Source organism: Arthrobacter sp. KUASC02, assembly GCF_059739395.1.
Genome location: NZ_AP046053.1, coordinates 86,120 through 105,192 on the forward strand (window position 1 = coordinate 86,120; position 19,073 = coordinate 105,192).

16 protein-coding genes are annotated in these 19,073 nt (G+C 65.7%); 7 read left to right on the forward strand and 9 right to left on the reverse strand.

Annotated elements, in window-relative coordinates; genetic code table 11:
- Positions 1–17: 17 nt before the first annotated feature.
- Positions 18–1,400 carry a replicative DNA helicase gene (dnaB, locus tag AC6JAC_RS00385; RefSeq protein WP_028271834.1) on the forward strand — a complete coding sequence of 461 codons (1,383 nt, stop codon included), beginning with the start codon at positions 18–20 and terminating at the stop codon, positions 1,398–1,400.
- Positions 1,401–1,409: 9 nt separating this feature from the next.
- Here the strand turns inward: dnaB and AC6JAC_RS00390 are convergent, their stop codons facing one another.
- Both AC6JAC_RS00390 and AC6JAC_RS00395 read right to left on the reverse strand, forming a co-directional pair.
- Entirely contained in the window at positions 1,410–2,426 is a 1,017-nt protein-coding gene (locus AC6JAC_RS00390) for an acyl-CoA thioesterase (protein ID WP_454699851.1), read from the reverse strand.
- 109 nt (positions 2,427–2,535) lie between these two features.
- Entirely contained in the window at positions 2,536–7,050 is a 4,515-nt protein-coding gene (locus tag AC6JAC_RS00395; RefSeq protein ID WP_497963021.1) for a rhamnogalacturonan lyase family protein, read from the reverse strand.
- A gap of 408 nt (positions 7,051–7,458) precedes the next feature.
- Here AC6JAC_RS00395 and aztD point away from each other — a divergent pair, with 408 nt between their 5' ends.
- Positions 7,459–8,820 (forward strand): zinc metallochaperone AztD, encoded by a 1,362-nt coding sequence (gene aztD, locus AC6JAC_RS00400; RefSeq protein ID WP_497963023.1) that lies wholly within the window; start codon positions 7,459–7,461, stop codon positions 8,818–8,820.
- A 96-nt stretch (positions 8,821–8,916) separates the two neighbouring features.
- On the opposite strand, the gene AC6JAC_RS00405 is transcribed toward aztD, so the two are convergent.
- Positions 8,917–9,351 carry a DoxX family protein gene (locus AC6JAC_RS00405; protein ID WP_028271832.1) on the reverse strand — a complete coding sequence of 145 codons (435 nt, stop codon included), beginning with the start codon at positions 9,349–9,351 and terminating at the stop codon, positions 8,917–8,919.
- Positions 9,352–9,497: 146 nt separating this feature from the next.
- On the opposite strand from AC6JAC_RS00405, the gene AC6JAC_RS00410 reads away from it, so the two are divergent.
- The 3 genes from AC6JAC_RS00410 to AC6JAC_RS00420 all read left to right on the forward strand — a co-directional run bounded on the left by AC6JAC_RS00410 (position 9,498) and on the right by AC6JAC_RS00420 (position 11,988).
- Positions 9,498–10,850, forward strand: coding sequence for an MATE family efflux transporter (locus AC6JAC_RS00410; RefSeq protein ID WP_028271831.1), 1,353 nt, complete (start codon positions 9,498–9,500; stop codon positions 10,848–10,850).
- Positions 10,851–10,934: 84 nt separating this feature from the next.
- Complete coding sequence (locus AC6JAC_RS00415) at positions 10,935–11,531, forward strand: hypothetical protein (protein ID WP_497963025.1); 597 nt, start codon at positions 10,935–10,937, stop codon at positions 11,529–11,531.
- 82 nt (positions 11,532–11,613) lie between these two features.
- The gene (locus AC6JAC_RS00420) at positions 11,614–11,988 is read left to right on the forward strand and encodes a hypothetical protein (protein ID WP_028271829.1); all 375 of its coding nucleotides are present in this window, start codon (positions 11,614–11,616) and stop codon (positions 11,986–11,988) included.
- A 96-nt stretch (positions 11,989–12,084) separates the two neighbouring features.
- On the opposite strand, the gene AC6JAC_RS00425 is transcribed toward AC6JAC_RS00420, so the two are convergent.
- On the reverse strand, positions 12,085–12,627 hold the full coding sequence (locus AC6JAC_RS00425) for a CGNR zinc finger domain-containing protein (protein ID WP_028271828.1): 543 nt from the start codon (positions 12,625–12,627) through the stop codon (positions 12,085–12,087).
- Between the two features lie 158 nt (positions 12,628–12,785).
- Here AC6JAC_RS00425 and AC6JAC_RS00430 point away from each other — a divergent pair, with 158 nt between their 5' ends.
- On the forward strand, positions 12,786–13,748 hold the full coding sequence (locus AC6JAC_RS00430) for an EamA family transporter (RefSeq protein ID WP_497966732.1): 963 nt from the start codon (positions 12,786–12,788) through the stop codon (positions 13,746–13,748).
- A 124-nt stretch (positions 13,749–13,872) separates the two neighbouring features.
- Here AC6JAC_RS00430 and AC6JAC_RS00435 read toward each other — a convergent pair whose 3' ends face one another.
- Positions 13,873–14,136 carry a hypothetical protein gene (locus AC6JAC_RS00435; RefSeq protein WP_028271826.1) on the reverse strand — a complete coding sequence of 88 codons (264 nt, stop codon included), beginning with the start codon at positions 14,134–14,136 and terminating at the stop codon, positions 13,873–13,875.
- Between the two features lie 230 nt (positions 14,137–14,366).
- Between AC6JAC_RS00435 and AC6JAC_RS00440 the strand changes: the two genes are divergently transcribed.
- On the forward strand, positions 14,367–14,639 hold the full coding sequence (locus tag AC6JAC_RS00440) for a DUF2277 domain-containing protein (RefSeq protein WP_028271395.1): 273 nt from the start codon (positions 14,367–14,369) through the stop codon (positions 14,637–14,639).
- Here AC6JAC_RS00440 and AC6JAC_RS00445 read toward each other — a convergent pair.
- The 4 genes from AC6JAC_RS00445 to AC6JAC_RS00460 all read right to left on the reverse strand — a co-directional run bounded on the left by AC6JAC_RS00445 (position 14,636) and on the right by AC6JAC_RS00460 (position 19,045).
- Entirely contained in the window at positions 14,636–16,975 is a 2,340-nt protein-coding gene (locus AC6JAC_RS00445; RefSeq protein WP_497966734.1) for a heavy metal translocating P-type ATPase, read from the reverse strand. The two genes, AC6JAC_RS00440 and AC6JAC_RS00445, sit on opposite strands and share 4 nt — an antisense overlap.
- Before the next feature lie 135 nt (positions 16,976–17,110).
- Positions 17,111–17,341, reverse strand: a complete 231-nt coding sequence (locus AC6JAC_RS00450) for a heavy-metal-associated domain-containing protein (RefSeq protein ID WP_028271397.1) — start codon at positions 17,339–17,341, stop codon at positions 17,111–17,113.
- Positions 17,342–17,434: 93 nt separating this feature from the next.
- Positions 17,435–17,779 (reverse strand): metal-sensitive transcriptional regulator, encoded by a 345-nt coding sequence (locus AC6JAC_RS00455; RefSeq protein WP_497963028.1) that lies wholly within the window; start codon positions 17,777–17,779, stop codon positions 17,435–17,437.
- Positions 17,780–17,845: 66 nt separating this feature from the next.
- The gene (locus AC6JAC_RS00460; RefSeq protein ID WP_497963030.1) at positions 17,846–19,045 is read right to left on the reverse strand and encodes an MFS transporter; all 1,200 of its coding nucleotides are present in this window, start codon (positions 19,043–19,045) and stop codon (positions 17,846–17,848) included.
- Positions 19,046–19,073 lie beyond the last annotated feature (28 nt).

Here is a 19,073-nt window from a genome sequence, read left to right on the forward strand (position 1 = left end):
AACGGAGGACGGCAGCTTTGTCAGTTACGCACCTGGACTCAATCGAGGGCACCCGGAGTTCCGAAGGCAACCGAAAGCCGCCCCAGGACATCCCTGCCGAGCAATCAGTTCTCGGCGGCATGATGCTGTCCAAGGACGCCATCGCCGACGTCGTTGAGATCCTGCGGGGCCAGGACTTCTACCGTCCCGCCCACGAGACCATCTACGAGGCCGTCATTGACCTCTACGGCCGCGGCGAACCTGCCGACGCCGTAACTGTGTCTGACGAGCTGACCAAGCGCGGAGAGATCAACAGGATCGGCGGACCCGCCTACCTGCACGAGCTTATTCAGACCGTACCCACTGCCGCCAACGCAGGATACTACGCAGAGATCGTTGCCGAACGTGCCGTCCTGCGGCGGCTGGTAAATGCCGGCACCAAGATCGTCCAGCTGGGTTACGGCTCGGACGGCGAAGTGGAAGACCTCGTCAACCAAGCCCAGGCGGAGATTTACGCGGTGGCGGAACGGCGGACGGCTGAGGACTACGTTGTCCTCAAGGACGTCATGGAATCCACGGTGGACGAGATTGAAGCTTCGGGCCACCGCGACGAAGGCATGACGGGCGTGCCCACGGGCTTCTACGAACTGGACGAGCTCACACACGGCCTGCACCCGGGGCAGATGATTGTCATCGCGGCCCGCCCGGCTGTCGGTAAGTCCACGTTCGCCCTGGACTTTGCCCGGTCCGCGGCCATCAAGAACAACCTCGCCACGGTGATGTTCTCCCTGGAAATGGGCCGGAACGAAATCGCCATGCGCCTCCTGTCCGCGGAGGCCACCATCGGCCTCCAGGACCTCCGCAAGGGCACCATCAAGGACGAACAATGGTCCAAGATCGCCACCACCATGGGTCGGATGAACGAGGCCCCGCTGTTCATTGATGACAGCCCCAACATGTCGCTCATGGAAATCCGGGCCAAATGCCGCAGGCTCAAGCAGCAGCACGACCTCAAGCTGGTCATCCTGGACTACCTGCAGCTCATGAGCTCCGGCAAAAAAGTGGAATCCCGCCAGCAGGAAGTCTCGGAGTTCTCCCGTGCCCTGAAGCTGCTGGCCAAGGAACTCCAGGTGCCGGTGATTGCGCTGTCACAGCTGAACCGTGGCTCCGAACAGCGCCAGGACAAGCGGCCCATGGTTTCGGACCTCCGTGAATCAGGCTCGATCGAGCAGGATGCCGACATGGTGATCCTGCTCCACCGCGAGGACGTCTACGACAAGGAGTCGCCGCGCGCCGGCGAAGCTGACATTCTCATCGCCAAGCACCGTAACGGCCCGACGAAGGACATTGTGGTGGCCTTCCAGGGGCATTACTCGCGGTTCGCCAACATGGCGGCGGACGCCGGCGGCGGCGGCTTCTAGCCGGCCGGACTACGAGGTCGCCTGCGCCCCGCCGGCAGGAGCCCCGCCAACCTGAACTCCGCCAGCTGACAGCAGGTGGTTGGGTAGCCGGTTTCCGGGGGCCCGGCCCCGGATCTCCAGCAGTTCCCGGGCGTGGGCGTGCAGGCGCTTGTCCTCTTCAGAAACCGGAACCCATGGCGGAATGGGCACCGAGTTCCCGGACGCGTCCCTGGCCACCATGACTGTGAGGCAGTACGTGGTCAGGTTCATCTCCCGGCCCTTGGGATCGCCGGACCGGACGTGGACGGCAACATGCATGCCCTTGGTGCCGGTGTACACGAGCCGTGCCTCCACTTCCACCACGTGGCCGATCAACAGCGGCCGGTAGAAACGCACCCCGCCGGAGAACACCGCGACGGTGTCCTTGCCGCAGTACCGGGACGCACAAACATAGGCGGCCTCATCGATCCACTTCATGACGATGCCGCCGTGCACCTTGCCGCCCCAGTTCACGTCGGTAGGGGCGGCCATGAACCGGAGGACAACCCGTTCGGCGGTGCCGGCGTCGGTATATTGCTGCGCGTTCATCGCCTGCACAATGTCTTCGCGCACCTTGATCCGGGCCAGGGCGTGGTCGCGCTGCTCAATCTCGTCGGGCGTGGAAGGTTCGAACTGCGGGACCGGCACCGGTTTTCCGTCCGCACCCACGGCCACAAAAATCACCATGCACTGGCTGCGCATGGTGGCGGGGCCGCCCTTCGGGTCGCCCGAGGACACGACGGTGCGGATGTGCATGGAAGAGCGCCCGGTATAGACGATCGTGGCGGTGACTTCGACCATGTCGCCGCTGTTGACCGGGTCCGCAAAGTGGATGTTGCCCACGTAAGCCGTGACGCAGTAGGACTTTGCCCAGCCGACTGCTGCGGCATAGGCCGCCTTGTCCACCCACTCGAGCACGGTTCCGGCGTCCACGGAACCGCTGTGGCCGACGTCCATGGGGGCCGCAAGGAAGCGGAGGGTCACTGAATTGGCGGCAGACTCGCTCATGCTGAGAGTTTACTGACCACCGGGCGCACTAACGGGTCCGGATGACACAAACGCCGCCCCACCCGCCATATGGGGTGGGGCGGCGTCCGTCGCCGGGGGTCCGGAATCCTTAGCGGGCCCCGGTGTACACGATGTCCGGCTGGGACGGCATCTCCATGCCCTCACCGATGAAGAAGCCCGGGTGCGGCGGCTGGTTGTACGAGATGTTCTCGCGGGCCACCGAGAGCCGGTACACGGAATCGTGCATCAGGGTCCGCAGCCGGACGTCGGTGGAAGCTGTGGTGGTGTAGATCCGCAGTTCCGTGCTGTCCGACGACGGCCAGGCGATTTCCTCGCGCCAGTCACCCAGGAGGTCGGCCTGGATGGCAGGCGTGCCCTTGGTGCCGTTATTGGATTTGGCGCCCGTGGCTGTCAGCAGCTTGTCGCTGGACTCGGTGTTCCAGTTCCACTTACTGATGGTCGGCACCCCGCTGTACGTGGCGTCGTCGAAATCGTGGTCTACGATTTCGCGCAGCAGGTCGCCGTCCCACCAGGCCAGGAAGTTGGCGGCCGGGATCTTCTCAGCGATCAGCTCGCCCTTGGCGGACATCAGCTGGCCCACGGGCGAGTTCCATGCTGCGGTGCCGCCGATTGCCCAGCCTTCGGCCCCCGCGTAGCGGGGGTCGATGTCCCCGGCCGCGCCGCGCCCGGTGTCCTTGACCGCCGGAATGCTCCACAGCACCTCACCGGTCCGGGAATCGCGGAACGTCGCTCCGCGGTTTCCGCTGGAGCCCATGTCCTCGTGTACCGCGAAGGTCTCCAGTCCGGGCCTCGACGGATCGAGGTCGCTGGTGTGGATCGCGTCGCCGTGGCCCAGCCCGGTGGTGTAGAGCGGCTGGCCGTTGTCATCGATGGTCATGGACCCGAAAATGAACTCGTCCTTGCCGTCGGCGTCCACGTCCGCCACAGAGAGGTTGTGGTTGCCTTGCCCGCGGTACCGCGTGCCGGACACGTCGGAGTCGAAGATCCAGCGCTTGACGATCTTGCCCGCCACGAGGTCATACGTCGCCAGCACGGCACGGGTGTAGTAGCCGCGGCTGAACATCATGGACGGGTGTTCGCCGTCCAGGTAGGCCACCGCTCCGAGGAAGCGGTCCACGCGGTTACCGTAGCCGTCGCCCCAGGCCGCCACGTCGCCGCGCGGCGGATCGTACTTCACGGTGTCCATGATGGTGCCCGTCAGGCCGTGGAAGACGGTGAGGAACTCATCGCCGGTCAGGACGTAGCCGCTGCTGGTCCGGTAGTCAGCGTTCGGGTTGCCGATCACCGTCCCGGCCGCGTCCCGGGTGCCGTCCGCCGTCTTCATAGCGACCTCGGCCTTGCCGTCGCCATCGAAGTCGTACGCAAGCAGCTGGGTGTAGTGGGCGCCGGCACGGATGTTCGGGCCCATGTTGATGCGCCAGAGCTTGGTGCCGTCCGTCCTGTAGGCGTCGACGTAGACAGTGCCGGTGTAACCGGCCTGCGAGTTGTCCTTGGAGTTGGACGGGGACCACATCTGGATGATTTCGTACGTGCCGTCGCCGTCGACGTCTGCCACGCTCGCATCTCCGGCGGAGTAGCTGTAGGGCTGTCCGTCCTTGGTGTAGTCGTCCGCCGGCTTGTCGAGCTTGATCGCCAGGTAGTTGCGGGACATCGGCGTGAACTCGGCCGTCAGTTGGTCTGCGCCGGCACCCACCGCCTTGATCACGTATTTGGACGAGGCCGTTCCGCCGGCATCGAGGTAGGACGTGCTGTTCCTGATCGGATCCACGGTGAGCTGAACGCCGTCGCGGATGACATGGAAGCCGATCTGTTCGGGATCCAGGCCCAGCATGCGCCAGCCCACGCGGACGCCTTCTCCGGTGAGCAGGGCCACGGGGGCGCGGTCCAGCTTCTCCACCTGCCGGTTCACCACGGTGACCCTGTCAGTTCCGATCACGGCCGACGCTGCTGATTCCCCGCCCTTGTTGATGGCAGTGACGCGGTAGTAGTACCTGATGGTGGTCGGCACGGTGGTGTCCGTGAACGTCACCTCGGTGGCGCGCCCGGCGTAGGAGAAGGTGCCGTCTGCCGACGTCGAGCGGTACACGTGGTAGGCGGATGCGCCGCCGACTTTCTGCCACTTGAGGCTAACGCTGCTCTTCTCGATTGCCTTGACGTCCACCTTGGAAGGTGCCGCGGGTACGGGTGTGTTCGGGTCCGTGAGGGAGACCTCCGCGGTGTTGGAAGGTACTGACTCAAGGCCGGTGCTGTCCACTGCAACCACGTGGTACTTGTAGGGCAGCCCTGCGAACGCTGTGGTGTCCTTGAACGTTGTTTCCGTGATGTGCTCAGCAACGAGCTGCGGCTGCGGCTCGAAGTTTGCCTGCCGGAACACCTTGTAGCTGGCGGCGTCGGCCACGGCGTCCCAGGCGAGTTCCACCACCGCCGGTTCAGCCGAAGCGTCCACTGCGGTGGTGCGCAGGGTGGTGGGGCCCACAAGGAGTGGAGTGACTTCCAGGCCGTTGAGCCGCTGGCCGGAACCGCTGATGGTCACGTTGAGCTGGCCGTCGGTCACCAGGACCTGGTTGACGATCTTTTCCGCCGAGGAGGCTTTGCCGGAAGAAACCTGCCCATAGCCCTTGCCTTCTACTGCCACGTCCGTCCGCGTGGAGCCGATCCAGTCGCTGTGGTAAGTCTTCAGCGCGTAGGTGCCGTTGGGCACGTCCAGCTGGAATTCGAAACTGGAGCCGCTGAGCACGAAGTCGCGAAGCAGGTTGGTGGTGACGGCGCCGCGGTCCCGGTCGCTGAGGACGGAGAGGTCCTTGAAGCCGTAACCGCGTTCCTTGCTGTATGCCATGGTGCGGTTGACCTCGGCGTAGCCGGCTTCAACCGGTGCACCCACCGGGCCGAAGTCGAACTTGTACTTGGCTTCCTTGGTGGTCAGGGACAGTGCGTCGCCCGGTTCGGAAAGGCCTTTGCCGTTCATTGCTGCGATCCGCACGCTGTAGGCGGTGCCTTCGGAAAGGCCCGCCAGGTTTGCCGTGGGGACGGTTGCCGTGGTGGCCAGCTTGTAGGCGGTGTCCGGCTCGGACAACAGCTTCCGGTATACCTTGTAGATGTCCGCGCCCTCGGTGGGCTGCCATTTCAGGAGCGCGCCGGCGTTGGAGATGCTGCCGGCCACCAGGCCCTGGGGCTTCGCAGGAACGGCCGACGGCGGGACGATCTCTTTGGCGCGTGCGGCCAGCGGGATGTTGAGCTGCTTTATGCCGCCCGCCAGCAGGCGTGCCATCTGGATGGCGCCGTACTCCTGGAAGTGGGTGTTGTCCACGGTTCCGGTGGGACGGTTGGGGTAGACCCCGGCATCGACGTGGAGGAAGACCGACTTGGTGTCTTCGGGGCCGATTTCGTCAAAGTAGGCCCGGCTCAGCGCCGACAGATCCACCAGTGCCACGTTTTCTTCGGCGGCCAGTTCCTTCATCTTGTCCACGTATTCGGGGAAGCTGACGTTGAATTTCCCGGTGGTTTCGTCAAAATCACGCCGCCCCACCGGTGTGACCAGCACCGGGGTGGCTCCGCGCTGGCGGGTCCCGTTGACGTAGGTGCGCAGGTATTCCTTGTAGTCGGCGGGGGAGGCGTACCGGTCGTCAACGCCCACGGTGGCGTCGTTGTGGCCGAACTGCACCATCAGGTAGTCGCCGGGGTTGATGACGCGGAGAATCTCATCCAGCCGTCCCTGGCTGATGAAGTTCTTGGAGCTGCGTCCTCCGATCGCGTGGTTGAAGAAGGAGACCTTCTCATCAAAGTACCGTTCGATCATCTGGCCCCAACCGGCCTGCGGGATGTAGCCGGCGTCATAGGTCTGGACAGTGGAATCGCCGGCGAGGTAGACGGCGGGATCCGCAGTGGCGGACCTCGGTGCACGCGCAGCGATAACCAGGGAGTTGATCTTGGCCGCTGTGCCGCTGAAATCAAGATTCAGCTGGCCGTCCACGAGGGAGATGGGGAATTCCATTTCCAGGTACTGTCCCGCGGGCTTGTCCGTGAGCTGGACCTTGGCGATCTTCTCGGCGGTGATCGCGATATTGGTGGCAGCGACGGCGTCGCCTGCAATGAGCTTGACGGTGTAGTCGCCGTTGGGAAGATCAACGAGGAAACTTCCACCCTGGGCCTGGACGAAGTCGGACCGCAGCGGGTCGGCGGTGCCGCGGTCTTCGCCGGACGTCAGGGTGGTGTCAGTGAAGCCGAACCTCGCCGCGGCGCTGTATGCCTGGGAGGCATTCACCTGGGTGTAGCCGTCGGCGGTAGCACCCGGGCCGAAGTCGAAGCGGAAGCCCGAACCGGCTGGCGGGAGGGCAGTTTCGGCGTGCACCGCCGGCAGGCCGGTGAAGGCCACCGCAGCCGCGGCGACTGCTGCCGTGACTGCCTTTGCGCCGGGAAATCGGACGCCGGAGGACGACCGTACGCCGGGAAATCGGACGCCGGAGGACGACCGTACGCCGGCCAACCGGGTTTCGTTGGCGGCGCGGACGTCGCCTATCCCGGATTTTCCGCTTGGCGGGGCACCGGAGCCGGTGTCCTGCCGGGTGCCTCTTTGAGGGGTGCTTCTTTGAGGGGGATAACTCACGAACATCTCCTTTGATGAGCTGTGGACATACCAACCAGGTCGAAGTGAACTTGTATCGTTTCAATTTCTGGGGTGCCGGGCATGTCGGCGTGGAGCGAGTGGGTGCAGTGAACCGATGGCGGGCCGGGGTGTCCGATCGTGGACACCCCTTACCTGATCCGCGCAATGCCAAACCTGGGCTGCGAGGGGTGCCCCGGTGAGCGGTTCGATGTTACAGAAGTTACATCACGGTCAGGCCTGTATATCCGTGTTGTACGGAACAGGTTTATCAGTGGATCGTTTCAAAGGTCAAGGATTTTGTTTCATTTCTGTGAGATTTTGTTATGCAATGTCACAACTTAGTCATATGGCTGTCATTGGCGAGTCGCCGGGTTTGCCAAGCTAATGAGAATCACTATCATTTAGCCTATGATGATTCGAACTAACGCTTTGCGTTGCCTCAAGCCCTCCACTGGAACCCTGAATCCGGCGGGGAGCCCCAGCCCGCGGGCAACCCCGATGCGTCTGTCAGGGGTGGCGGTAATCGCCGTGGCCGCGCTCATGCTGAGCGGCTGTGCCTCCGATCCCGGGCGGGGCGGTGGCGCCCCGGGCGCAGAAACCGACCCGCAAGCCGGCGGGCATCCGGCGGCCTCGCCCGATGCGGCCCGGGAAATCCAGGGGCCCGCCCCCAGGCTGGTGCTGACGCACGCCGGCGGGATCACGGTGCTCGACGCCGCCTCGCTGGAAGTGGTGGGGGAGGCGGACCTTGACGGCTTCAACAGGCTCAACCCCGCGGGGGATGGCCGGCATGTCCTGGTCTCCACCGGAAGCGAGTTCAAGGTCTTTGATGCCGGAGTGTGGACCGAAAAACATGGCGATCACGGGCACTCCTACGCCGCCCGGCCCGCACTGACGGATGTTGGGTTCCAAGCCAGCAAGTCCGGCCACGCGGTCTTCCATGCCGGCAGGACCGCGCTGTTCAGCGATGGTTCCGGACAGGTCGAAATTTTCGAGCCGTCCGGGCTGGCGTCGGAAGCGGCACGTCCCGAAAGCGACGTCTACACTGCGCCGGAAGCCCACCATGGCGTGGCGGTGCCGCTGGAGGAGGGAAAGCTGCTCGTCACCCTCGGTAACGACGAGTCCCGGCGGGGATTCGCCGTGCTGGCTGCCGGAACCGGGCAGGACCGGGCGGAGCTGCTGCGCAATGAAGACTGCCCGGGTGTGCACGGAGAGGCGGTGGCCGGGCCGGATGCTGTTGTGGTGGGCTGCGAAGACGGCATGCTTGTCTACCGGGACGGGCGGATTACCAAAGTGCCCAGCCCCGATGCGTACGGACGCATGGGCAACCAGGCCGGTACGCCCGAATCGCCAGTCGTCCTGGGCGACTACAAGGTGGACAGGGATGCAATCCTGGAGCGGCCCACTCGGGTCTCCCTGGTGAACACAGAGACGGCGGCGCTTCGGCTCGTTGAACTTGGCACAAGCTATTCGTTTCGGTCGCTGGGGAGGGGGCCCTCAGGCGAAGCCCTGGTTCTGGGAACCGATGGTTCCTTGCGGATCATCGACCCGCTGACCGGTAGCATCACGTCGACGATTCCAGTGGTTGCTGCCTGGGAGGAATCCGAAACATGGCAGGACCCGCGCCCCGCGCTGTTTGTGCAGGGGGCCACCGCCTACGTCACCGAGCCCTCAAGCAGCGCGATCCACGCAGTGGACCTTGCCTCAGGCAAGGTGGCCAAATCCGCTGATCTCCGGCACGTACCCAATGAACTGACCGGAGTTTCCGGTTAATATTCCCCACTGGGAATACTTCCAGCCACGCATATGACGACGCCGGGCCGGCCACTCGCGTGACCGGCCCGGCGTCGCGGGGTATTGGTGTTCGCTTTAGGCGAGGGCGCTGAGCTTGGAGTTGCTGCGGCCGAACAGTGCCCTGTCCACGGCCACCTTGCCGGCGCCGGTCAGGGCAATGGCCAGGGCGCCCGCTGCCAGGAGCAGCACCAGTTCGTAGCCGCCGGTGGCCGCGAAAACGCCCGCGGAGGCGTGCACCAGGAACAGGGCGCCGAGCATGTCCAGGGCGAGCAGGAGTGCGAAGACGCGGGTCAGCACACCGAGGATCAGGGCGATGCCGCCAACAAGCTCAAGGGTGGCTACTGCCGGGGCTGCCAGTTCGGCTGCCGGGATGCCCATCTTGCTAAACGCGGCCTGCGTGCCGGCAATGGTCCACTCGTTGAACTTCTGCCAGCCGTGGGCTGCAAAGAGGAATCCGGCAATGACGCGGAGGACGGTGAGTGCTGTGGTGGTCAGTGTGGACTGGTTCATGGGGGTTCGCCATTCGGATCGTGGGACGTCACCGCGCGTCGGGAGCAGCGCGGTTGAGGATTCAGTCTTAACCTTGCCATCTCATTACTTGAAGAGTCAACTAATTATGGCGGCATGTGACGGTTCTCTCCGGTTAGGCTGGCTCCGTGCCAGAATCACGCGCCGCCGCCCGGACTGTTCCCCCCGGCAGGAACTCCCGGGAAATCCTCCGTCTCGCCGTTCCGGCATTTGGCGCGCTCATCGCAGAACCGCTTTTCCTGCTGGCGGATTCGGCCATAGTGGGCCACCTCGGCGTTTCCCAGCTCGCCGGCGTCGGCCTGGCTTCCGCGGTACTCCACACGGCCGTGGGCCTTATGGTGTTCCTCGCGTACTCCACCACCCCGGCAGTGGCCCGGGCTATTGGCGAAGGCAGCCTTTCCAAAGCCCTCGCGGCAGGCCGGGACGGCGTCTGGCTGGCACTGGGGCTGGGCCTGGTCCTCGCCGCGGCCGGGTTCGCCGGCGCCGAGCTCCTGGTCGATCTGATGGGCGCCACGGGCGATGTCCGCCAGTTCGCCGTCGACTATCTCCGCTGGTCCATGCCAGGGCTCGTGGCCATGCTCCTGATTTTCGCCGGCACCGGGGTGCTGCGGGGCCTCCAGGACACCCGGACCCCGCTGGCCGTGGCCTCGGCGGGGTTCACCCTGAACATCCTCCTCAACCTGGCGCTGGTTTACGGCATGGGCTGGTCCGTGACCGGCTCGGCTGTGGGCACCAGCATTGCCCAGTGGGCGATGGCCCTGGTGTATCTGGTGATCGTCCGGCGAAATGCGCGCGACCACGGAGTTTCCCTCCGGCCGGACTGGCACGGCGTGCGTTCCATGACCAAGGTGGGTTCGTGGCTCATGCTCCGGACGCTGAGCCTGCGGATTGCGATCCTGGCAACCGTGCTGGTGGTCACAGCCCAGGGGCCGGTGAACCTGGCAGCCCATCAGCTGGCCATGACCATCTTCACCTTCCTGGCATTCGCCCTGGACGCTTTGGCCATCGCCGCCCAGGCCCTGATCGGCAAAGAACTGGGGGCGGCCAATCCCGCCACGGCCCGTGAGCTGACCCGGACCATGATCCGCTGGGGAGCGGGATTCGGCGTGGTCACCGGAGCGCTGCTGGCCGTTGCGGCCCCGTGGGCGGGCGCCTTGTTCACGTCCGACGCCGGTGTCCAGGCCGCGCTGACGCTCGCCCTGTGGGTGCTGGCAGCCGGACAGCCCGTGGCCGGCTATGTGTTTGTGCTGGACGGCGTCCTCATCGGCGCCGGCGACGCCAAGTACCTAGCCATCGCCGGCGTCGTAAACCTCGCGGTGTATCTGCCCCTGCTGGCCGCTGTCCGGATCTCCGGCGTCGACGGAGTAGCTGGGCTCACCTGGCTGTGGGCGGCCTTCTCGCTGGGCTACATGTGCGCCCGGGCGGTGACACTAGGTTTGCGAGCGAGAACGGACCGGTGGATGGTCCTTGGTTCGACGTAGTCGGCGTTCAGGCCCGGCCAACAGGTCTGGCCGGCCTTAAGCCGGCCGGTTCGCGTCGAATCGGCTGCGCACTAAACTGGACCCGTGACCCTCCCAGCATCTCCTCCCAATTCTGCTCCCCTGACCGCTCCTGCCGCGGACCTGTGGAAACCGGTGCTCACCAGGGCAGTCCTTGCCCTCGCTTTCGGCGCGGTGACAGTTTTCTGGGCGTCGCCGTCGGCCTCTGAAATGGGCTGGGCGGGCGGGCTGTACCTGCTCGCTGTGGGCGTGACCCTGCTCCGCGGAATCGGAAAGTTCGGCCTTGACGCCAAAACGCCTGCAGGCAAGGTCCTGGCCGCGGCCGGGGCCATCATGACCGGAGCCGGCGTGGCGGTTGTGTTCCTGGGCAGTGAACTGGTCTTCGGTGTCCTGGCGGCCCTGGGCCTGGGACTCCTGGGGGCGGCGGAACTCTACCTCGGAGTCCTTTTCCGCGGCCGCAGCGTCCTGGCGCGCGACTGGCTGGCCTCGGGTGTCATCGGCCTGGGAACTGCCGTGGCGCTGCCCCTCTTCATTAGCCTCGGAGCGCACGCCCTGCTCGGCGTTGCGGGCGGCGGGGCGATCATTTCCGGCGTCCTCTGGATCCTGGCCGCCCTGACGCTGCGGCACGATGCGCGGACCGTTTCCAGCGAGGCCGTAAACTAGTAGGGAACGGTTCTACTTCGTGTAGAACAATGGCTTTACTTAAGCTGCCCGGCCCCGGCCGCGCTGCATGGGAGGAAACACCTTGGCACAACGGAAACCAGGAGAACCGCGCAAGCTGCGGACCTCGGTCAAGGGACCCCTGATGTTCTCCGCATTCTGGGCTGTCCTGGCCTTTTTCGCCGTGCTCATTTTCGCCTCCGGCGGCAGCTCCCGGACGCCGCGCTTCGACCTCGCCCTCACGGGGGCCGGAATAGCGTTCATCGTGACGCTGGTCATCGCGGCGATGCTCTCGATGAGCCACAAGGAAAATGCAGACCACCTCGGCAAGGGGTCCGGCGTCAATCTGAGTTCCAAGAGGTCCTCCGGGCACGGCGGATATTCAGCCCGGCCGGAGGCGGGACGCCCCGACGCCCAGGCTCCCGACGCCCCGGATTCCGCCCCCGGCGACTCCCGCTAGATCCGCCGGACCGGTTCCGCGTTTCCCCGGCGCTGGTTCCCCGCACCGCTTCCCCCGGCGCCACTTCCCCCTGGGCCAAACTTCCGCAGATCGCTCCTATGAGGCGGCTTTCCGCGCGCGGTAGGCGGCCACGTGGGCCCGGTTTGCGCAGTTTCCAGTGTCGCAATAGCGCTTGGACCGGTTCCGGCTAAGGTCCAGCACCACGGCATCACAATCCTCTGCCGCGCACACCAGCATCCGGTCCATTTCCTTGCTTCGGATCACGTCCACGAGTGCCATGGCAGCCTCGGTTCCCATTCTGTCCGCCAGCGGAGCGTCCCGGGTGGTGGCGTGCAGGTGCCAGTCCCATTCGTCGTGCTTGATCAGCTGCGGAAGTGCATTTGCGTCGCGGAGCAGGCGGTTCACCGTATCGACGGCGGAGTCCTCGTCCATGGTCCACAGCTCAGTAAGCTGGCTCCGCAGTTTGTGGACGCTGGCCAGTTCGGCCGCGTCCCGCGACCGTGCGCCCGAGAAGCCTTCCGTCTCGAGGAAGCGGTCCAGGTCCGCCATAGTGGCCAGATGCTCCTCGCCGTTAGCCGCGCTGTTGATCAGCCCCACCACGGTGCGAAGGGCAACTTCAGTGTCAGGGGCAAAAACCATCTTGACTCCTTACAGGGTCCGGGCGTAATGTCATGACCATTACCCCACTTTACTCCTGACAGGAGGCAGCCGTGCCTGCCGTAAGCAAACGCGCCGAAGCGTCCGTCCCGGGCGCCGCTTCCCGGCAGGGCTTCGCCCGCCGGTCCGCTGCAGGCTTCATGGCGTCCGGGCTGGGCGTGGCGCTGTTTTCCTCGGCGGTCTTCGGCCTTTCCGGATCCTTCGCCAAATCCCTGCTCGAAACCGGCTGGACACCCGGCGCGGCGGTGACCGCCCGCCTCACCGGTGCGGCCATAATCCTCGCCATCCCTGCGATTCCTGCCTTGCGCGGCCGCTGGAGCCAATTGAAGAACAACTGGCTGACCATCCTGCTCTTCGGCCTCATCGGTGTGGCGGCGTGCCAGCTCTTCTACTTCAACGCCGTCGAGCGCCTGTCCGTCGGCGTTGCCCTGCTGCTGGAATATCTGGCCCCGGTAATCATCGTCCTCTGGCTCTGGGCCGCGAGCCGCAGGCGTCCCCGGCCGCTCACCATTGCCGGAACGCTGCTGTCGCTTGGCGGACTCGTCCTGGTGCTCGACCTGACGGGTGCCGTGAAGATCGATTTCGTCGGCGTCCTGTGGGGAATCGCCGCCGCGGTCTGTCTGGCGATCTACTTCTTTATCACCGCCAAGGAAAATGACAGCCTGCCGCCGATCGTCCTGGCGTCCGGCGGCCTGATGGTGGGTGCCGCAGTGATGTGGCTGGCGGCCGCCACGGGGCTCCTGCCCATGGCGTTCAGCACCACGGACACCAAACTGGGGCCATGGGTCACCCCATGGTGGGTCTCGCTGGGCGGACTGATTGTGCTGGCCACGGTGCTGGCCTATGTTTCCGGCATTGTGGCCGCCCGCGCACTTGGTTCAAAGGTGGCATCCTTTGTGTCGCTCACCGAGGTGCTCTTCGCCGTCATCTGGGCGTGGCTCCTGCTCGGCGAACTGCCCGGTCCCGTCCAGTTGCTCGGCGGGGTGCTGATTGTGGGCGGCGTGGTGCTGGTCCGGGTGGACGAGCTTCGCGGCGCCGGCATTCCGGCAGTGCCGGTGCGGGCGCCGCTGGACCATGCCAACTACGTCGAGCCCGTTCCCTAAGCGGACGCACGATTCCCGTATAACCGGTTGACACGCGGATGCCCCGGACGCATGGTTGCGTCCGGGGCATCCGGCAGGAAACGGTGGTTTCCCGAAGTCCATCCCTGGCGGGCAGGCGGCCTTCCTAGCGGGAAGCCTCTTCCTGCTGGGCGGCGTTCTTGGTTGCCTGCTTGCCGGCTTCCTCCAGCGCCTGCGCCACCTTGGCCAGCGCCGTCACGTGCGAACCGGACCATTCGCTGCGGAACTTCTCCGCATCCGGGCCCTTCCAGTCCGTGCCGTTGAGAGCCTTCGTCAGCAGCGACTTCTGCTTCTCAATCTCCGACGAACCAGCCTGAAGCTTGGTTCCGAGCGCCTTGAGCTGAACAATGTCTGCACCCCAAATAGCCATTAGTTTTCTCCTTCAGTCAACGGATCCGATCCGATCGGCATCCCCAGCGGCCCCCGGCTCATCCGGAAGATCCATTACCTAGAAACTATCCCGCGGCCCGACGTTCCGTCGATGGGCACCGCTCCCCATGCACCGCTGCCTTGCAAGGACGGCAGGACAGTTGCAGGGTGTCGGTGACCGGACGGGCTTCGAGCCTCGATCCCAGGCGGTCCAGAGCCTAGCATGGGAATATGTGCCGCAACATTAGGACCCTGCATAATTTTGAGCCCCATGCCACGACGGCCGAGGTGGAAGCCGCTGCACTGCAGTATGTGCGCAAAATCAGCGGCAGCACCAAGCCGTCCAAGGCTAACGAGGAGGCGTTCAACCGCGCCGTGCATGAGATTGCCCATGCCACCCAGCATCTGCTCGATTCGTTGGTGACGCATGCCCCGGCCAAGGACCGGGACGAGGAAGCAGCCAAGGCCCGGGCGAAGGCCGCCGTCCGGTTCGGCGCCGCTTAGGCCGCCCGGCTAGCGGGGGCAGGCTTGCCGAAGCTTCGCAGCCGCAGCGAATTGGCAACCACCAGCACCGAACTGGCGGCCATGGCAGCGCCGGCGATCATGGGGTTCAGCAACCCGAGCGCCGCCACGGGAATTCCGACCGCGTTGTAAAAGAAGGCCCAGAACAGGTTGGTCTTGATGGTGGCCAGCGTGCGCCGGGACAGCTCGATGGCCTGGGCCACCTGCCCCAGGTCGTTGCCCATCACGGTCAGGTCCGCGGCCTCGATGGCAACATCCGTGCCCGACCCCATGGCGATGCCAAGATCGGCCTGGGCCAGGGCGGCCGCGTCATTCACGCCGTCGCCCGCCATGGCCACCGTGGCGCCGCCTGCCTGCAGTTTCCGGACTGCCTCCACCTTGCCTTCCGGCAATACGCCGGCGAACACGTCTTCCGGCGCAATGCCGACGGCGGCGGCCACCTGCGCGGCCACCGCGGCGTTGTCCCCGGTCAGGAGGATCGGCCGGAGGCCAAGCTGCTTCAGCCGCGAAATCGCGGCAGCCGAACCCGGCTTGAGGGTGTCCCGCAGAGAGACGATGCCTGCCGGCGCGCCGTCCACGGCAACCCAGATCGCGGTGGCACCGGATTCTTCGGCGGACTGGAGCGCCTGCTCCTGTTCCGGCGTGACACTTATGCCGTTTTCCCGTAGCCAGCCCGTCCGTCCGGCGAGGACGTACCGGCCGGCGACGTGTCCGGAAACTCCGCCGCCCGGCGCCGAACGGAACTGTTCGACGGCGGGCAGCCGCCCGCCGTCGTCGTTCCGGCGCTCTGCGGACAGCGCGGCGGCCGCAATGGCGTGGGCGATGGGGTGTTCCGAACCGGCCTCAACCGCCCCGGCGAGCCGCAGCACGTCGGCGTCGGTGTGCGTGCCGAAGGCTCTGGTGCTGTCCACGGCAAGGTGTCCGGTGGTCACCGTACCGGTCTTGTCCAGCAGGATGGTGTCCACGGTGCGGGTGTCTTCAAGGACCTGCGGTCCCTTGATCAGGATCCCGAGTTGGGCGCCGCGGCCCGTGCCGGTGAGGAGGCCGACGGGAGTTGCCAGTCCCAGGGCGCAGGGGCAGGCGATGACCAGCACCGCCACCGCGGCGGTGAAGGCCGCCCGGATTTCGGCAGCCTCAATCACCGGGCCGCTGACGATGGTCCAGAGTGCGAAAGTGGCAACGGCGATCGCGAGCACAATCGGAACGAACACTGCGCTGATGCGGTCCGCGAGCCGGGCGATGGGAGCCTTGCCGGTCTGCGCCTGGGAAACCAGCCGGGCCATCTGGGCCAACGTGGTTTCGGAGCCAACCCGGGTGGCGCGAACCAGCAGGCGGCCGGAAGTGTTGATGGTGGCGCCTATGACGAAGCTGTCCGGACCCACCTCAACAGGGACCGATTCGCCCGTGACCAGGGAGGCGTCAACGGCCGATGCGCCGTCGATCACCACGCCGTCCGTGGCGATCTTCTCCCCGGGGCGGACCACCAGAACGTCGCCAACCGCCAGCTGATCGGCGGGAATCCTTACCTCTGTTCCGCCGGACAGGACAGTGGCATCCTTTGCGCCCAGGTCAAGCAGCGCCTTCAGGGCGTCGCCCGCCTTCTGCTTGGCGTTGGCCTCAAGGTAGCGGCCCAGCAGCAGGAAGGTGGTGACCACCGCGGCCACCTCGAAGTAGAGGCCCCCGCTGCCCATCTCCATGCCGGGGTGTTGGGTCATGCGGGGATCGGCGAACAACTGCCAGGCCGAGAAAAGATACGCGGCAATAACGCCGATGGAAACCAAAGTGTCCATCGTTGAGGCGAAGTGCCGGGCGTTGACTGCCGCGGCCCGGTGGAACGGCCAGGCCGCCCACGTGACCACCGGCAAGGCAAGAACCCCCGCCACCCAGCCCCAGTCGGGGAACTGGAAGGAGGGAAGCATCGAAATTGCGAATACCGGGACGGTCAGAATGGCAGCGACGATGAGCCTGGGGCGCAACTTGGCCGCGGCGCCACCGGGGACATGCTCTGCATGCTCGCTCGTACCTCGCTTAGACGCTTGCTGCCGCATGCCCCCGGCGTCGCCGCTGGTGGGCAGCTCGCCGTACCCGGTGGCTGAGCCGGTCGAAGTCTCAGCGCCGCCATCCCGGTTCGGGTAGCGGGGAGGGCGGACCTTGGCCTTGTAGCCTGCCGCTTCCACGGTGGCGGTGATCTGTTCGTCAGTGATGCCCGCCGGGACCGTGACGTGGGCTGACTCCAGGGGCAGGTTCACCGAGGCTTCCACGCCCTCGAGCTTTCCGAGTTTCCGTTCCACCCGGCCCACGCACGAAGCGCACGTCATGCCTTCGATGTCGAGTTCAATCACCCGGCTTCCCGGCTGGTGAAGCAGTTGCTCGTTACTCACGGAGTGTCCTTGGTGTGCGTGTCAATGGTGCGGGTCTGGCTGTCCGCCCCTGGATGCGGAGGGCGGACGAGTTCAGGCTTCGTTGGCCACCACCAGGTAGCCGGCCTCCGCCACTGCTTCTCCGATCTCGGAGCGGGAGAGCTTCTTTTCTGAGGTGATGGTGACGGTGGAAATGCCGCCGGCGTTGAGGTCGACGTCGACCGCTTCAACGCCTTCGAGGGCTTCGAGTTCCTCGCTCACGGAGGAAATGCAGTGTCCGCAGGTCATGCCGGACACGTTCACGATGGTGGATACGGGGCTCATGGTTTGCTCCTGATCTTCGGCGTTCCGATGGTGCCGATCTTGCCAGATTGATCCGGTTGGATCATCTGAATGGTGTGGTGCGTGGGATTGCCGCTACCGCAGCAGGCGCCCGATGGCATCGGTAGCCTCTTTGACTTTGAAATCGATGGTTTCCGCGCGTAGGGCCGGGTCGGGCTCAGAGGCGGCCCCGACGACACAATGGCCGATGTGCTCTTCCACCAGGCCCAGGCTTACGGCGTGGAGGGCTTTGTTTACCGCGGCGACCTGGGTGAGGATGTCGATGCAGTACTTGTCCTCGTCCACCATCCGTGCGATGCCGCGCACCTGGCCTTCGATGCGTTTGAGCCTGCGCAGGTATGCGTCTTTGTTCGAGCTGTAACCGTGCCGGGGAGCGGTTACAGCGTCCTCGGCCAGGGGAGCGTCTGTTGGCGAATCCATATCCCCAACCTATACCCCTATGGGGTATAAAACAAGTACCCCTAGGGGGTATCTGCCTTGTGCCGGTTACCGTTCCCCGGGCTGCCCCGGGGAAGGAGGCCCGGGCCTGACGCTGCCCATGCCGAGCAGGGACGTGGCCGCGACGGCCGCGGCGAGGACTCCAAGCCCCAGGGGCAGTGCGGAAGCTGTGGCCACGGCACCCACCAGGAGGGGGCCGCCGGCATCGCCCAGTTCCCGTCCCAGTTCGGCTGATCCCATGGTTCGGCCCAGCCGCTCAGGTGGCGTGGTGGCAGCTAAGTGAGCGAAGCCCAGCGGTGTCGCCGTGCCTATCCCCACACCGATCGCCGCCGCCGCGCCGAAGATGGTGACGGGCCCGGGAAACAGCGCCACGCAGGTGATTCCGGCCGCCGTCAGCAGCAGGCCGGCCGTCATGCCGGGCCCGTCCTGGATCCTGCCCCGGTCACGCAGGCGGCCGATCCAGGGTTGGGTCGCAGCGGATGCGAGTGCGAGCAGGCTGACGGCGGCCACTGCCGCCACGGGATCGAGGCCGTGCCCGGTGGCCAGTGCAGGGAGGAAGCCAATTGCCGTTCCCAAGGCTCCGGTGGCAGCCGCCAGGACGAGCGTAGGAACGAGGAAGCTGCGGTGAGTCACTTGGCGGGAAAGGTCCAGCAACGTGTAGCGGGGCCGTGGCAAGGGGGCCAGCCGCGGCAGGGCCACCATGGCCCACACTGCCGTGGCTGCCGCGAGGATGCCCAGGGTGGCAAAGAGGAGGGCGAAGCCGCCCAGGAAGATCAGGGCCGCACCGATCAGGGGACCGCCAACGTAGCCCAGGCTCTTCCACGAACCATATCGGCCAAAGTACGTGCCTGCGTTGCGGCCCGCGAGCCGCGCCACCATCGCCGAGGACGCCGGTGAAAACGCAGAGGCGGCCGCACCCTGGCCGATCCTGGCGAGGCCGAGCATCAGCGGGTTCGCGCCCCACAGCCCGATCAGTGACGTCAGGGCAAAGGCGAGGAGCCCCGCCACCACCACCGGCTTGGCGCCAATACGGTCACTGAGCGCTCCGAACACCGGCTTCAGCACCACCTCGGCAAGGTCGTAAACAGCCAGCAGGATGCCCAGATTCAGCAGGCTCAATCCGATGTCACCACTGTGGGCACCCATGCCCGCCGCGATGCTGTGCGCGCCGAAGGCTGTCACGAAGCCTGCTGCGTACAGAGGCGCGGTGACGGCGGCGGTAGCGGTGGGGGTTGGCGCTGTGGTCACGGAATTCGCTCCTGACGTACGGCCGGAC

Excerpts from the sequence above, each read along its gene's own strand:
- AC6JAC_RS00445 (WP_497966734.1), bottom strand. The coding sequence starts at position 16,975 with ATGACGTGCGCTTCGTGCGTGGGCCGGGTGGAACGGAAACTCGGAAAG.
- AC6JAC_RS00425 (WP_028271828.1), bottom strand. The coding sequence starts at position 12,627 with ATGGTTTTTGCCCCTGACACTGAAGTTGCCCTTCGCACCGTGGTGGGG.
- AC6JAC_RS00435 (WP_028271826.1), bottom strand. The coding sequence starts at position 14,136 with ATGGCTATTTGGGGTGCAGACATTGTTCAGCTCAAGGCGCTCGGAACC.
- AC6JAC_RS00455 (WP_497963028.1), bottom strand. The coding sequence starts at position 17,779 with ATGGATTCGCCAACAGACGCTCCCCTGGCCGAGGACGCTGTAACCGCT.
- AC6JAC_RS00390 (WP_454699851.1), bottom strand. The coding sequence starts at position 2,426 with ATGAGCGAGTCTGCCGCCAATTCAGTGACCCTCCGCTTCCTTGCGGCC.
- aztD (WP_497963023.1), top strand. The coding sequence starts at position 7,459 with ATGATGATTCGAACTAACGCTTTGCGTTGCCTCAAGCCCTCCACTGGA.
- AC6JAC_RS00405 (WP_028271832.1), bottom strand. The coding sequence starts at position 9,351 with ATGAACCAGTCCACACTGACCACCACAGCACTCACCGTCCTCCGCGTC.
- AC6JAC_RS00450 (WP_028271397.1), bottom strand. The coding sequence starts at position 17,341 with ATGAGCCCCGTATCCACCATCGTGAACGTGTCCGGCATGACCTGCGGA.
- AC6JAC_RS00430 (WP_497966732.1), top strand. The coding sequence starts at position 12,786 with ATGGCGTCCGGGCTGGGCGTGGCGCTGTTTTCCTCGGCGGTCTTCGGC.
- AC6JAC_RS00440 (WP_028271395.1), top strand. The coding sequence starts at position 14,367 with ATGTGCCGCAACATTAGGACCCTGCATAATTTTGAGCCCCATGCCACG.